The following is a 15,948-nucleotide window of genomic DNA, read 5'->3' as shown; positions in this document are numbered from 1 at the left end:
AACGAAAAATAAATACAATGTCAAATGCATTGCATTGAGAAAGTGAGTACTATATTTTGGAACAATCATACATATTTTCCTTCATGATGAAAGAAGATAGAAAAGATGATGTTATAATTAATATGGAATAGTTTCCATCACTTGATTATGAGGACTTTTTTTGGTAACGTACAAATAGAGTTATTATTTTATAATCATTATAAAGTAGAGAGTTCTTTATTAATCTTACTGAAGCTCCTTTATTACATATGGAGAAAAAATAATCAGTTGTTCACACGATTGTCAGATTCATAAGAGGAAAGTTGTATTATGATAGTAGATAAAGTGATAAAACGGGTGAAGGGGGACATGCTGCGTGCATATTCTTGTTGTTAGTGTAAATTATCGAACAGCCCCTGTAGAATTTCGTGAGAAACTCACATTTCAGGCAGCAGAGCTAGAGCAAGCAATGACTACATTACAAAACCAAAAGAGCGTACTAGAAAATGTCATTGTATCAACTTGTAATCGCACTGAGATTTACGCTGTTGTCGATCAATTACACACGGGACGGTATTACATTAAGAAGTTTTTAGCTGATTGGTTTCAGCTTGAAATAGAAGAAGTCGCACCATACTTGTCTATTTTTGAACAAGATGGCGCAATAGATCATTTATTCCGCGTAACGTGCGGTCTAGATTCTATGGTTGTTGGAGAAACGCAAATTTTAGGTCAAATAAAAGATAGCTTTTTAGAAGCGCAACAAGTAAAAGCGACAGGTACAATTTTTAATGAGTTGTTTAAGCAAGTGGTTACGTTAGCAAAACGTGCGCACTCAGAAACAACGATTGGTGAAAGTGCGATGTCTGTTAGTTATGCTGCTGTTGAGCTCGGAAAGAAAATATTTGGCGATTTAACAGATTGTCATGTACTTATTCTTGGTGCTGGTAAGATGGGTGAACTTGCACTGCAAAACTTATACGGAAGCGGTGCTCGTAAAGTAACAGTTATGAATAGGACGCTTACGAAAGCGGAAGTGATGGCTGAGAAATATATGGGACATGCAAAGCCTTTAAGTGAATTGCAATGTGCATTATTAGAAGCGGATATTTTAATTAGTTCAACGGGTGCATCAGAATATGTCATTACGAAAGAGATGATGACGAAAGTAGAGAGAATGCGCTCTGGTCGTCCGTTATTTATGGTTGATATTGCAGTACCACGTGATATTGATCCTGCGATTGATGAATTAGAAGGCTCTTTCTTATATGATATCGACGATTTGCAAGGTGTAGTTGAAGCAAACCGTGCTGAACGTTTAAAAGAAGCAGAGAAAATTCAATTTATGATTGAAGAGGAAATGGTTTTATTTAAAACGTGGTTAAGTACGCTTGGTGTTGTACCGTTAATATCGGCTCTTCGTGATAAAGCGCTAGCAATTCAAAGTGACACGATGGAAAGTCTTGAGCGAAAAATACCAAACCTTAGTGATCGTGAGAAAAAAGTAATTAGTAAACATACGAAAAGTATTATTAACCAATTGTTAAAAGATCCAATTTTAGTAGCTAAAGAATTAGCTGCTGAAGAGGGAGCTGGCGAAAAATTAGCTTTATTTGCGAAGATTTTTGATTTAGAAGTGGAAGAAGCGGGAAATACGGAAGAAGTAGAACATAAAAGAGCGTGGACACCATCCGTTCCATCTTTATAACTTGGAAGGATGATCGGATGAGTTTTTTAAATAACAGTATTATTTATCATATTGCAATTATTTTATATGCTTGTAGCATTAGTTTATATTTTATAGATTATTTTCAAAGTAACCGAAAGGCGAACCGATTTGCTTTTTGGTTACTTTCGATTGTATGGGTATTGCAGTCTATCTTTATGTTGCTTAGGGCTACAGATTCAGAAACGAATCCTATTTTAACTTTATTGTCAGGGATTTATTTTTATGTTTGGTTATTGATTACGATGTCATTAGTCATTAATCGATTTATGCGCATTGACTTTTTAGTCTTTTTTACAAATGTTGTAGCATTTGGCGTAAGCGCTTTTTCTATTTTTACACCGCTCGGAAAGATGTCGCCAGTACTTGCAGAGCAATTAGTTTCAGAACTTGTATACGTGCATGTCGGTATGGCGATTATTTCTTATGCAACGTTTACTGTATCGTTTATTTTTTCTATTATGTATTTATTGCAATATCGGCTATTAAAAAAGAAAAAATGGAATGCGAGATTAAGAAGGTTAGGGAATTTGCCGAAGCTTGAATCTATGTCTTACGGATTAAATTTATTTTCTGTTCCGTTTTTCTTATTAGCAATTATATTAGGATGCATATGGGGATATACAAAATTGGATAATTTCCATTGGTATGATACGAAAGTAATCGGGTCTTTTGTCGTTCTATTTGTATATTGTGCGGGCTTATATTTACGAGCGGCAGATGTGTTGCAAGGTAAGAAAATTGTGCTGTGGAATATCGGGGCATTTCTCGTAATGCTAGTTAACATTTTTCTATTAAGCAGTTTATCTAATTTCCACTTTTGGTATTTATAATGAGGAGAGAGAATTATGCGCAAAATTATTGTAGGTTCACGAAAGAGTAAACTAGCATTAACACAAACAAATTGGTTTATCGATCAATTAAAAGCGCTTGGTTTACCATATGAATTTGAAGTGAAAGAAATCGTCACAAAAGGTGATGTTATTTTAGATGTTACTCTTTCAAAAGTAGGCGGAAAAGGTTTATTTGTAAAGGAAATTGAACATGCGTTACTTACGAAAGAAATTGATATGGCTGTACATAGTATGAAAGATATGCCAGCTGTACTTCCAGATGGATTAACGATTGGTTGTACGCCAAAGCGCGTTGACCCTCGTGATGCTTTTATTTCTAAAAACGGAGAATCGTTTAAAGACTTAGCAGAAGGCGCGATCTTAGGGACGAGTAGTTTGAGACGTAGTGCACAATTACTAGCTGCGAGACCAGATTTACAAGTGAAATGGATTCGTGGGAATATCGATACACGCTTACGTAAGTTAAAAGATGAAGATTACGATGCAATTATTTTAGCGACAGCTGGATTACAGAGAATGGGCTGGGACGGAGAAGTTATTACAGAACATTTAGACGAAACGTTATGTGTACCAGCCGTAGGACAAGGTGCATTAGCGATTGAATGTCGTGAGGATGATAAGGATTTACTTCAGTTGTTAGCACATATTAATGATGCAGTAACAGAAAGAACAGTGGCTGCTGAACGAGTATTTCTTCATAAACTTGAAGGTGGATGCCAAGTTCCAATCGCTGGATATGCAACTCTTAAAGAAAATGATGCAATCGAATTAACAGCGCTTGTCGGTTCTATGGACGGTTCTGTTTTATTGAAAGAAATAGTAGTAGGCACTGATCCGAAGCAAGTAGGATTAGAGGCTGCGGACCGTTTAATTAAACAAGGAGCAAAAGAGCTCATTCTTGCTGCAAATAAGGAGCAACAATAAATATGGATGCTCTCGCTGGCAAAATAGTATTGATTACACGTGCCCAGCATCAAGCGAAACAAATGAGTGTAGCAGTGAAAGAAAGGAGCGGAATTCCATTGGAAATTCCGCTTTTGCGTATGGAAGGCACATCTCATAGGCAAATTCAACGTATAACAAGGCAACTACATTCGTATGACTGGGTTATTTTTACGAGTAAAAATGGAGTAGCTTTTTTTCTAGATGGTTTGAAAAAGAAAATACCATTAACTATTAAAATCGCTGCGGTAGGCGTGAAAACAAAATTAGAGTTAGAAAAAAGGGGCTATCAAGTTCATTTTGTTCCGACCTCATTTGTTGCAGAAGCATTTGCCGAAGAGTTTCTAAAAGAATTAAGTGGAAACGAGCGTATTTTATTTCCGAAAGGGAATTTAGCAAGAGATGTAATCCCGGTTAAACTTAGGGAGTTTGGTGTTTTTCTAGATGAGCTAATCGTATATGGTACGAAGGTGAATGTAGAGAAAAAACAAGAACTTATAGCAGCATTGAAATTAGGGGAAGTAAATATTATTACATTTACGAGCCCGTCAACTGTTGATAGTTTTGTTCATTTACTTGGGGGTACAAACTGGAGAGAATGGACAAAAAAATGTACAATTGCTTGTATAGGGCCTATTACGGAAAAAGAGGCGAACCTTTATTTTCCACATGTTATTGTGCCAAAAGAGTACACTGTAGAAGCATTACTGCAATGCATTTGTGAATCTATAAAATAAAAGAATGGGGATAGAAATCTATGAATTCTTTACAATTTAATCGTCATCGTCGTCTAAGACAAAGCGGGGGCATGCGTGCACTTGTGCGTGAAACATTTTTACATACAGAAGATTTTATTTACCCTATTTTTGTATTAGAAGGAGAAAATACTCGTAATGAAGTTCCTTCTATGCCAGGCGTATATCAAATGTCGTTAGACTTATTGCAAGCTGAAATGCAAGAGGTCGTTGATTTAGGTATTCGTTCTGTTATTGTATTTGGTTTACCTGCTGAAAAGGACGAAGTTGGATCATCGGCATATTGTGAGCATGGAATTGTACAGCGTGCAATTAAGCAAATTAAAGATGAGTTCCCAGAGCTAGTAGTAGTTGCAGATACATGTTTATGTCAATTCACAAGCCATGGTCATTGCGGTGTTATAGAAGATGGCGTTATTTTAAATGATGAGTCTCTTGCAGTTCTTGCAAAAACAGCTGTAAGTCAAGCGAAAGCAGGCGCAGACATTATTGCACCATCAAATATGATGGACGGATTTGTAACAGCAATTCGTCATGCATTAGATGAAAATGGTTTCGCACATGTACCAGTTATGTCGTACGCTGTGAAATATTCATCAGCATTTTACGGGCCGTTTCGTGATGCAGCACATGGTGCACCGCAGTTCGGTGACCGTAAAACATATCAAATGGACCCAGCGAATCGTATGGAAGCATTCCGTGAAGCAGAATCAGATGTAATGGAAGGGGCAGACTTCTTAATTGTAAAGCCAGCTCTTTCTTATTTAGATATCGTTCGTGATGTGAAAAATAGCTTTAACTTACCAGTCGTTGCTTATAACGTAAGTGGTGAATATTCGATGATTAAAGCAGCAGCGCAAAATGGTTGGATTAATGAAAAAGAAGTTGTACTTGAGAAATTAATTAGCATGAAACGCGCAGGAGCAGACTTGATTATTACGTATCATGCAAAAGATGCAGCAAGATGGTTACAAGAAGGAGGCGCTAAATAATGAAAAAGTTCGATAAGTCGATTGCGGCGTTTGAAGAGGCACAAAATTTAATGCCTGGAGGCGTAAATAGCCCTGTTCGTGCCTTTAAGTCTGTTGGTATGAATCCGCTGTTTATGGAGCGCGGAAAAGGCTCTAAAGTATATGATATCGATGGGAATGAATACATCGATTACGTATTATCGTGGGGACCTTTAATTCATGGTCATGCGAACGACCGTGTTGTTGAGGCTTTAAAAGCTGTTGCTGAAAAAGGAACAAGCTTTGGTGCCCCAACAGAAATTGAAAATAAATTAGCGCAGCTTGTTATTGAGCGCGTGCCATCAATTGAGATTGTACGTATGGTTAACTCTGGAACAGAAGCGACAATGAGTGCACTACGTTTAGCTCGAGGTTATACAGGGCGTAACAAAATTTTGAAATTCATTGGTTGTTATCACGGTCATGGTGATTCTTTATTGATTAAAGCAGGTTCGGGTGTAGCAACGCTAGGTTTACCAGATAGCCCTGGTGTACCAGAAGGTGTAGCGAAAAATACGATTACAGTAGCGTACAACGATTTAGAAAGTGTAAAATATGCTTTCGAACAATTCGGTGATGACATCGCTTGTATAATTGTAGAACCAGTGGCAGGGAATATGGGTGTTGTTCCCCCGCAACCAGGATTTCTAGAAGGACTTCGTGAAGTGACAGAGCAAAACGGTGCACTACTTATTTTTGATGAAGTAATGACTGGATTCCGTGTTGCTTATAATTGTGGACAAGGTTACTACGGCGTAACTCCTGACTTAACTTGTTTAGGTAAAGTAATCGGTGGTGGCTTGCCGGTAGGAGCATACGGTGGTAAGGCAGAGATTATGCGTCAAGTTGCACCAAGCGGACCGATTTACCAAGCTGGAACATTATCGGGTAATCCACTTGCAATGACAGCAGGCTATGAAACGTTAGTGCAGTTAACACCAGAATCATATGTGGAATTTGAGCGTAAAGCAGAAATGTTAGAGGCTGGACTACGTAAGGCAGCTGAAAAGCATAATATCCCGCATCACATTAATCGTGCAGGTTCTATGATTGGTATTTTCTTTACAGATGAGCAAGTTATTAATTATGATACAGCAAAATCTTCAAACTTAGAATTCTTTGCAGCTTACTATCGTGAAATGGTAGAACAAGGTGTATTTTTACCACCTTCTCAATTTGAAGGTTTATTCTTATCGACAGCACATAGTGATGCAGATATTGAGGCGACAATTGCGGCGGCCGAAATTGCAATGTCAAAATTAAAAGCATAATTTCTTAGAGAAAATCGCTTTCCATTAGGGGAGCGATTTTTTTTATTCATAAAGTAGCCTTAGGGAACATAAATCTGTAATGACCTATAGTTTGGGAGGGGGAAAAGAAGTGGCAACAGATCATTCATTACGATTTTCATTAAAAGAATCTGTTTGGTTCCAGAAGGGACAGGAAGTCGAAGAACTTTTGTCAATTTCGTTAGATCCAGACGTTGAGATAGAGGAGCTCGATCATGAAGTTATCGTGAGAGGGCAATTAGATTTAACGGGAGAGTACGTTGCAAGGCAAGATGATTCAGCTTATTCATTAAGAGAGCTATCACCAGCAAAGGCAATTGATTATGTAGAAACAAGGGCAGATGGGGTTAATGAGCTTGTCCATTCCTTTCCGCTCGAAATATCAATTCCAAGAAATCGAGTGAAAGTAATTGAAGAATTATATGTATCAATCGAGGAATTTGATTATGAATTAAAGGAAAATGGTTGCTTACAACTATTAGCGGATATATCTATTACAGGTTTATGTGACGAAGAAAGAACCGAGGATGAAGAGGAAGAGACGGCGTATGCCGAGTTGGAAGCTGATTCAGCTGATTCAGCTGAAGATGATGAAAGTAGACCTGCGCCGCACGAAGAGGTACCAGCCTATAAAGAATCAGATGGATGGGAAGATTATGCATTTGAACCGTTTCAGTTAGAAGAAAGAAAAGAGCAAGAAATAGAAGAAGAGGAATTAGAAGAACATGAACTTGTGGAGCGTGAAGAGGAGCAAGAAACGACGCCACAATTTGAATTGTTTGGGCGGAAAAATTTCAAGAAAGAAAAAGCGAAAAAGCAGGAAGAGCCAGAGGAAGAAGCATATTCACAGCGAGATGAAAATGCACTTTATTTAACGAAATTATTTACGAAAGAACCAGAAGAAGAATTTACGAAGTTAAGAATGTACTTCGTACAAGAAGGAGATACAATTGAAGCTGTTGCAGAACGTTATGAAACGACTGTACAAAGCTTATATCGTGTAAATCAATCAGAAGATATATATTTAACTACAGGGCAAATTATATATATTCCTGTTTCAAAAGCAACAGCGAAATAAGTGAGTGAGTTTTTTCACTCACCTCTTTTCTTTTCCTAGAAGCTATGTTTTGAATAAGAAAGGGTTATTCGTATGGATATTGAATTACGAAATCGCTATGAACCCATTGTGAGGCAATATAGATTGGACACTCAACATATGGAAGAGCACGGAAGTGTAATGAAAATTTATACGAATCAAGGTCCGTATGCGTTAAAGAAAATACAAGATAGAAAATTAGAGCGGAATAATTTTTTGCACCATATTCAATATTTGAAGGAGAAAGGTTTTTCGAATTATGTACCTATCTATCATGCGACGGACGGGAATTATGTTTTAAGTGATGGGACGTATAGCTATTATTTAATGCCTTGGTTAGAACGTGCGGAAGGAAATGGCGAAGATAATGATCAATACCATAAGATGTTTCAAACGCTCGGGACGTTGCATCAAAAAACGGTGAAAGAGGAAACTTATACAGAAGAAGATTTAGAAAAACATTATACAAATATATCCGAACGTTGGGAAAATGATGGTGAGATATTAGAAGAGTTTCTTGTAGAATCTGAAGCGAAGTGGTATATGTCGCCATTTGAATTACAATATTGTACGTATTATCACCATGTTATGAGAGCACGTGAGTTCGCAACGAAACAATTAAGTGAATGGCATGATGCAATGAAAGAAAAGGAAACGACACGTACTACTTTCGTTCATGGAAATGTATCGCTTAATCACTTTTTATTTGATTATGAACGAAACGGTTATTTTATTAGTTTAGAAAAGTCTCAGTTTGCTACACCGGTACAGGATATCGTCAGCTTTTATTCAAGGTCTTTAAACACATATCCAATTGCGCGGAGTGACCGCTTTGAATGGTATCAAATGTATCAAAAAAATTTTCCATTTACGAAAGAGGAGCAGATTCTTATGTTTGCGTATATGACGTACCCGTCGCATTTTATTCGGCAAATTCAGTCGTATACGAAAAGAAGAAAGAGTCGTAATGAAGAAAATGAGCTTCGCGGGGTGAAAAGCCTGCAGCAATCGCACTGGCTCATTAGCAATACAGAATATTTCCTTTCGCAATTACAAGCTGCCCAGCAAGGGAACGGATAAAGTGAAACTTTAATCAGTGGGGGTTTTGTTCATCCCCCACTGATTATTAGCCTTCACCAATCGGGCGTTTACGGGCAGTGGATCTCCCACCTAACTACTTTGTTTCAGCCGGATTTTGAGGTGGGGGTCTTACTGCTCGTTAACGCGGGATAAAGAAGATAAGTAGGGAGAACCCTGCTTATCTTTTTTTATTAGTTCCATAAAGAGATAAAGGTCATAGTTTCAAATTTATCTTGACGAATAAGGTTTCGTTTTTTACACTATTGTATATAATAATTAACAATCACATAAATGCAACGAAGGGGAAGAGTATAACATGAAACGTCTTCAGAGAGGGGAACCATTGGCTGGGAGGTTCTCTAGATAGTTATGTTAGAAGGTAGCCCTGGAGCATCTTTTCTGAACGGAATGGTTCTCATTAGGAAAAGACGGATTTGTCCGTTATCAAATTAAGAGTATAAGCAAATTCTGAATTTGTTTGTAAATAAAGGTGGTACCGCGATGTCCCTCGTCCTTTTTTGGATGAGGGGCATTTTTTATTTTAAGGAGGGAAAATAATGTCAAATACGGAAAAGAATTTACCAACTAAATATGATCATATGTCCGTTGAAGAAGGCCTTTACAAGTGGTGGCTTGAAGGCAAATATTTCGAAGCAACAGGAGACGAGAAGAAACAACCATATACAATTGTAATCCCACCTCCGAACGTAACTGGTAAGTTACACTTAGGTCATGCTTGGGATACAACTCTTCAAGATATTTTAACTCGTACAAAGCGTATGCAAGGTTATGATGTATTATGGCTTCCAGGAATGGACCATGCTGGTATCGCAACGCAAGCGAAAGTAGAAGGGAAACTTCGTGAAGAAGGTATTTCACGTTACGATCTTGGCCGTGAGAAATTCCTTGAAAAAGCTTGGGAATGGAAAGAAGAATACGCTTCTCACATTCGTCAACAATGGGGGAAAGTTGGTTTAGGACTAGACTATTCTCGTGAACGCTTCACATTAGATGAAGGTTTATCTAATGCTGTTAATAAAGTATTCGTTCAATTATATGAAAAAGGCTTAATTTACCGCGGTGAGTATATCATCAACTGGGATCCAGCAACACGCACAGCTCTTTCTGATATTGAAGTAATTCATAAAGAAGTTCAAGGTGCATTCTACCATATGAACTATCCGCTAACAGACGGTTCAGGTCACATTCGCCTTGCAACTACTCGTCCAGAAACAATGCTTGGTGATACAGCAGTAGCAGTTCATCCAGAAGATGATCGTTACAAACATTTAATCGGAAAAACAGTAACACTTCCAATTGTAGGCCGTGAGATTCCGATTATTGCTGATGAATACGTAGAAAAAGACTTCGGAACAGGCGTTGTAAAAATTACACCAGCTCATGACCCGAATGACTTTGAAGTAGGTAACCGTCATGACTTACCACGTATTTTAGTAATGAACGAAGATGGAACGATGAACGAAAAAGCTGGTAAGTACAACGGTATGGATCGTTTCGAATGTCGTAAAGAGTTAGTGAAAGACTTACAAGAAGCTGGCGTATTAGTAGAAATCGAGCCTCATATGCACTCAGTAGGTCATAGTGAGCGTAGCGGTGCAGTTGTTGAGCCTTACTTATCAACACAATGGTTCGTAAAAATGGCTCCACTTGCAGAAAAAGCGGTAAAACTTCAACAAAAAGAAGAAGAAAAAGTAACGTTCGTACCAGAGCGTTTTGAAAACACATACTTACGCTGGATGGAAAACATTCATGACTGGTGTATTTCTCGTCAATTATGGTGGGGTCACCGCATTCCAGCTTGGTATCATAAAGAAACTGGTGAAGTATACGTAGGTACAGAAGCACCAGCGGATATTGAAAACTGGAATCAAGATAACGACGTACTTGATACATGGTTTAGTTCAGCACTATGGCCTTTCTCAACACTCGGCTGGCCGAATGAAGATGCAACAGACTTTAAAAAGTTCTATTCAACAGATGCTTTAGTAACTGGTTATGACATTATCTTCTTCTGGGTATCTCGTATGATTTTCCAAGGTTTAGAGTTTACAGGAGAGCGTCCATTTAAAGATGTATTAATTCACGGTTTAGTTCGTGATGAGCAAGGACGTAAAATGAGTAAATCTCTTGGTAACGGTATTGATCCAATGGATGTTATCGAGAAGTACGGTGCAGATGCAATGCGCTATTTCTTATCAACAGGAAGTGCACCAGGTCAAGATTTACGTTTCAGCATGGAAAAAGTAGAATCTACTTGGAACTTCATTAATAAAATTTGGAACGCATCACGTTTCGTATTAATGAACATGGATGACATGAAGTATGAAGAAATCGATTTAACTGGTGAAAAATCAGTTGCAGATAAGTGGATTTTAACTCGCTTAAACGAAACAATCGAAAGTGTAACACGTAACATGGATAAATATGAGTTCGGTGAAGCTGGTCGTTCATTATACAACTTCATTTGGGATGATTTCTGTGACTGGTATATTGAGATGGCGAAACTGCCACTATACGGTGAAGATGAAGCAGCTAAGAAAACAACTCGTTCTATTTTAGCTTACGTATTAGATCAAACAATGCGTCTATTACACCCATTCATGCCATTTGTAACAGAGAAAATTTGGCAGCATTTACCGCATGAAGGCGAGTCTATTACAGTAGCAGCATGGCCAACAGTTCGCGAAGATTTACAAGATAAAGAAGCGGCAGCAGAAATGCACCTTCTAGTTGATATCATTCGCTCTGTTCGTAACATCCGTGCGGAAGTAAATACGCCAATGAGCAAAAAAGTTCAAATGCAAATTAAAGCAAAAGATGAGGCAGTACTAGCTCAGCTTACGAAAAACAGCTCTTACATTGAGCGTTTCTGTAACCCAAGTGAACTAACAATTAAGATTGATTTACAAGCGCCAGAAAAAGCGATGACTGCAATTGTATCAGGTGCAGAGTTATTCTTACCGTTAGCTGATCTTATCAATCTTGATGAAGAGAAAGCGCGTCTTGAAAAAGAACTTGAGAAGTTCGGTAAAGAAGTAGAACGTGTACAGAAGAAACTTTCAAACCAAGGATTCGTAGCGAAAGCTCCTGCAGAAGTTATTGACGGAGAGCGTGCGAAAGAGCAAGATTATCTAGAAAAACGCGAAGCGGTTCGTCAACGTCTAGCTGATCTTGAAAAATAAAATGTTTTTCAGAGACTCACTATATTGGTGAGTCTCTTTTCTTTGCGTATAATAGAATTATGAAGTTTGTCTTTTGAAAGGGGAATAGCAAACGTGATACATACATACGAAGAAGCGATAAGCTGGATTCATAGCCGATTGAAATTTGGGATAAAACCAGGACTAGAAAGAATGCAATGGATGTTAGAAGAACTCGGAAATCCAGAGCGTCATATAAAATGTGTTCATCTTGCCGGCACAAATGGAAAAGGTTCAACTTTAACATATATGCGCTACATGTTAGAAGGCGCGAAATATAAAGTAGGAACGTTTACATCGCCTTACATAGAAACATTCAATGAACGTATTAGTATAAACGGAATACCGATTGCAGATGAAGAGATTGCGGAACTTGTAAATATGGTAAAGCCAGTCGTTGAAAAATTAGATGAGACGGAATTAGGAGAAGCGACTGAATTTGAAATCATTACAGTAATGGCAATTTGTTATTTCGGTAAAGTTAATTTCTGTGATGTTGTTTTATTTGAAACGGGGCTTGGGGGAAGATTTGATTCTACAAATGTTATTCATCCGGTTCTCACGATTATTACGAATATCGGTCACGATCATATGCATATTTTAGGCAATACACTAGGAGAAATTGCATATGAAAAGGCAGGAATTATTAAGTCTGGTGTTCCAGTTATTACTGGTGTGAAAAATGAAGAAGCATTACAAGTAATTCAAAAGGTTGCTAAGGAAAATCATGCAAGCTTATATGAATTTGGAAAACAGTTTACAACATTACATAAACATTCTAATGAAGATGGGGAACATTTTGATTTTGCTTGTCCATTCGCCTCATTTGAAAATGTTCGGATTTCAATGAAAGGTATTCATCAAGTAGGCAATGCAGCGCTAGCGCTTATGGCAGTCATGTATTTAAAAACATATTTATCATTTTTAATTGATGAAGAGGAAATAAAAGCTGGCTTACAAGAAGCATACTGGATTGGTCGATTTGAAAAGTTACAAAGTAATCCAGATATTATAATAGATGGTGCCCATAATCCAGAAGGTATTGAAAGTCTTGTAAAAACAGTAGAGGCACATTATAAAAAGAAGAATGTAATAGTTTTATTTACTGCTCTTGGTGACAAACAGTTACATAACATGGTAGGGCAATTAGAAAAAGTTGCTGATGAAATAATATTTACGACGTTTGCCTTTGATCGTGCCATTTCTGCTGACAAGCTTGCATCGTATTCACAACAAGAGTCAAAATTAGTTTTTGAAGATTGGAAAGAGGCAATTGATACAAAAGTTGGTATGATTGGAGAAAATGATGTCTTTATCATAACAGGTTCTCTTTATTTCATTTCTGAAGTTCGAAAATATATTCGTGAGAAAAACTAGATAGTCTTTGCTATCTAGTTTTTTGTTCTACAAATGAAGTCAAATGCATACATATAAGATAAATATATAGGGTTATTTGGCGAATTTCTCTGACAAATATCTCGTTTTTTTGCGAAGTGAATATGATATGATGCGGACAACGATAAGAGGTGAGGTGTGAGTGTATGGACAAGCAATCACGAACGATCTCAGTGAAAGTAAATGGAACAGAAGCGAAGTATGAGGAAAAGAAGAAAGATGAGTTTGACTGGATGGTAGTAGAAAGTGAAAGACTAAAAAACGTTGTTCCGTTTCAAAAAGCGAAATTAGTGTCTAAGGAAAAAAAACGAAAGAAGTGGAGTAATACAATAATTGCAATCGTTGCAACTGCAATTGTTATTGGTACGGCGTTTGGAATGGGAATGCTGCATTTACTTAAAGGACAAGGAACGACAGGGGGAAGCGAAGTAACAGCTTCGAAGCAGATGGGGAATGAAGAATCAAAGGTGGGTGGAACGGCAGAACAAACACCGGCACCAAAAGAGGAAAAACAAAAAGCGCAGGTAGGAACGTCATTAGACCCGATGAAATTATTTTTTGTTCAAGGAGGGATTTATTCCTCTGAAGAAAAAGGACAGGCTGCTATTGAAGAGTGGAAAAGTAATGGGGGCGTGGCTACTTTGAAACCGAGTGGTGATAAGTATGCGTTAGTTGTTGGTATTACGAGCGATGAACAGGGTGTTAATCAATTAATAGATCAGTATAAGCAAGATGGTGTGTCAGTTTTGAAAAAAAATTGGGATATTACAGATACAGCATTGCTCAAAAATGATAAAGAAGTAGGAATGTTTTTAGCGAAAGTGCAGCCATTATATACTCATTTAACAAAATATGTGTCCAGCGTACAAACTAGTGGAAAAAGTAATTCAAAAGATGTAGAGGCGATTGAAAAAGAGTGGAAAGCTATTGAAAAGGAAGGGAAGAGTATGAAGCGTGAAGATGCGAAGAAGCTTTATACGTATACGTCAATAGCGGTGCAAACGATTAAGGAAGGGAAGAGTGATAAGGGATCTGTGGCTAAATTAAATCAAGTTATTATTGATGGATTACTTTCGTACGAAAAAATGGTTTCACAAAAAGTAAAATAACAAGATAATAAGATGAAGGAGAAAGAAGTATATATACTTCTTTCTTTTCTTTTGAATTTAGAGCAAAGTGCTTTCTGTATGGGCAGAATATAATCGTATTTAAACAGAACTATTATTTTGTTTAGAGAAAATGATATTTCTAGAATTTGTGGGGAAACTATTCCTTTGATACGATTGATTTGAATTATTCTGCTTCATGCGAGAAGGGAAGGAGAAAATATGAGGAAAATTATTTTAGCTTCAGGATCACCTAGGAGGAAGGAACTGCTTGAATTAGCTGATGTGCCATTTGAAATCGTTGTTAGTGAAGTAGAAGAGACGATTGGTGCATATTTGTCACCTTCTGATATTGTTATGTCGCTTGCTTTGCAAAAAGCATCTGCTGTGGCAGAAAATCATAGTGATCACGTTGTATTAGGTGCAGATACAATTGTTACATATGATTCACGTATTCTTGGAAAGCCGTCTAATGAGGCTGAGGCGAAAGAAATGTTACGATTATTATCGGGGAAAACACACGAAGTATACACAGGTGTTGCAATTATATTGAAAGAAAAAACGGTAACTTTTTATGAACGTACAGAAGTAACATTTTGGGAATTAACAGAAGAGGAAATAGACGTATACGTTGCATCGAAGGAACCACTTGATAAAGCAGGAAGCTATGGAATTCAAGGTAAAGGGTCTATTTTTGTTCAACATATTCAAGGGGACTACTACAGTGTAGTTGGCTTGCCAATTGCGCGTCTTGTCCGTGAATTAAAACAGTTTGATAGCGATGTAACCCATGCGTAAAATTGCATGGGGTTTTCTTTAGGAGAAATCGTAAAAAAAGGGGTGGAGAGATGAACGGTATTCGTGATGTTGTGAGAGAAGAACAGCCACGGGAGCGTTTATTGTTAGAAGGAGCAGGAAGTTTATCGAATCGAGAACTTCTTGCAGTTTTACTCAGAACGGGTTCTAAAGAAGAAACGGTGTTAACGTTATCAGATAATATTCTACATCATTTTGACGGCTTACGAATGTTAAAGGATGCAACGTTAGAAGAGATGATGAGCATTCATGGTGTTGGGATTGCAAAGGCGTCGCAGCTTATGGCTGCTTTTGAATTAGGTAGAAGAATGGTACGTTTAGAATATCAAAATAGATATAGTATTCGAAGTCCAGAAGATTGTGCGAGTTATATGATGGAAGAGATGCGTTTTTTGCAACAGGAGCATTTTGTTTGTTTATATTTGAATACGAAAAATCAAGTTATACATAGGCAAACTATTTTTATTGGAAGTTTAAATACGTCGATTGTGCACCCAAGGGATATCAAGACTTTTATTTTAAATAAACATATTTGTAAGGCTTTTTACGTTATTTATATGTATTCTATGTAGAATTTCGTACTGACATAAACAAATGAGACAAATAAAAACGCCTTATGTTGAAAAACGGGTATTGAGCCTTTTCAAAGCAACGTGGAGGTGTTTTTTCTAGGGGAACT

The 15,948-nt window shown here is 37.4% G+C and carries 13 protein-coding genes and 1 other annotated feature; all 13 genes read left to right on the top strand.

The genetic code is table 11. The features are described from left to right. The first annotated feature begins 355 nt into the window (after window positions 1-355). Window positions 356-1,687, top strand: coding sequence for a glutamyl-tRNA reductase (gene hemA, locus JTF23_RS07370; RefSeq protein ID WP_002112063.1), 1,332 nt, complete (start codon window positions 356-358; stop codon window positions 1,685-1,687). A 17-nt stretch (window positions 1,688-1,704) separates the two neighbouring features. Continuing rightward, entirely contained in the window at window positions 1,705-2,538 is an 834-nt protein-coding gene (locus JTF23_RS07365) for a cytochrome c biogenesis protein (RefSeq protein ID WP_002112062.1), read from the top strand. Window positions 2,539-2,553: 15 nt separating this feature from the next. Then, a complete protein-coding gene (gene hemC / locus JTF23_RS07360) occupies window positions 2,554-3,483 on the top strand; it encodes a hydroxymethylbilane synthase (protein WP_002199254.1) in 930 nt (309 codons plus the stop codon). Window positions 3,484-3,485: 2 nt separating this feature from the next. Then, a complete protein-coding gene (hemD, locus tag JTF23_RS07355; protein WP_204208406.1) occupies window positions 3,486-4,238 on the top strand; it encodes a uroporphyrinogen-III synthase in 753 nt (250 codons plus the stop codon). A gap of 20 nt (window positions 4,239-4,258) precedes the next feature. Beyond that, window positions 4,259-5,248, top strand: coding sequence for a porphobilinogen synthase (gene hemB, locus JTF23_RS07350; RefSeq protein WP_002112058.1), 990 nt, complete (start codon window positions 4,259-4,261; stop codon window positions 5,246-5,248). After that, window positions 5,248-6,537 (top strand): glutamate-1-semialdehyde 2,1-aminomutase, encoded by a 1,290-nt coding sequence (gene hemL / locus JTF23_RS07345; RefSeq protein ID WP_002112056.1) that lies wholly within the window; start codon window positions 5,248-5,250, stop codon window positions 6,535-6,537. Before hemB ends, hemL begins: the two co-directional genes overlap by 1 nt. Window positions 6,538-6,616: 79 nt before the next feature. Beyond that, window positions 6,617-7,633 carry a stage VI sporulation protein D gene (spoVID, locus tag JTF23_RS07340; RefSeq protein ID WP_204208404.1) on the top strand — a complete coding sequence of 339 codons (1,017 nt, stop codon included), beginning with the start codon at window positions 6,617-6,619 and terminating at the stop codon, window positions 7,631-7,633. A gap of 72 nt (window positions 7,634-7,705) precedes the next feature. Next, on the top strand, window positions 7,706-8,731 hold the full coding sequence (gene ysxE / locus JTF23_RS07335; protein WP_002112053.1) for a spore coat protein YsxE: 1,026 nt from the start codon (window positions 7,706-7,708) through the stop codon (window positions 8,729-8,731). Between the two features lie 287 nt (window positions 8,732-9,018). Continuing rightward, window positions 9,019-9,250 (top strand) — a binding site (T-box leader). Between the two features lie 38 nt (window positions 9,251-9,288). Further along, a complete protein-coding gene (locus JTF23_RS07330; RefSeq protein WP_204208402.1) occupies window positions 9,289-11,934 on the top strand; it encodes a valine--tRNA ligase in 2,646 nt (881 codons plus the stop codon). A 93-nt stretch (window positions 11,935-12,027) separates the two neighbouring features. Beyond that, complete coding sequence (locus JTF23_RS07325) at window positions 12,028-13,329, top strand: bifunctional folylpolyglutamate synthase/dihydrofolate synthase (protein ID WP_002160357.1); 1,302 nt, start codon at window positions 12,028-12,030, stop codon at window positions 13,327-13,329. Window positions 13,330-13,493: 164 nt separating this feature from the next. Continuing rightward, the gene (locus tag JTF23_RS07320) at window positions 13,494-14,456 is read left to right on the top strand and encodes a stage II sporulation protein B (protein ID WP_204208400.1); all 963 of its coding nucleotides are present in this window, start codon (window positions 13,494-13,496) and stop codon (window positions 14,454-14,456) included. Window positions 14,457-14,675: 219 nt separating this feature from the next. Beyond that, window positions 14,676-15,251, top strand: a complete 576-nt coding sequence (locus tag JTF23_RS07315) for a Maf family protein (protein WP_002112047.1) — start codon at window positions 14,676-14,678, stop codon at window positions 15,249-15,251. 50 nt (window positions 15,252-15,301) lie between these two features. Further along, window positions 15,302-15,841, top strand: coding sequence for a RadC family protein (gene radC, locus JTF23_RS07310; RefSeq protein WP_286674624.1), 540 nt, complete (start codon window positions 15,302-15,304; stop codon window positions 15,839-15,841). The last annotated feature ends 107 nt before the right edge of the window (window positions 15,842-15,948 follow it).

Source organism: Bacillus sp. RIT 809 (assembly GCF_016892495.1).
Classification (GTDB): Bacteria; Bacillota; Bacilli; order Bacillales; family Bacillaceae_G; genus Bacillus_A; species Bacillus_A cereus_U.
This window is presented reverse-complemented; position numbering and strand designations above follow the sequence as displayed.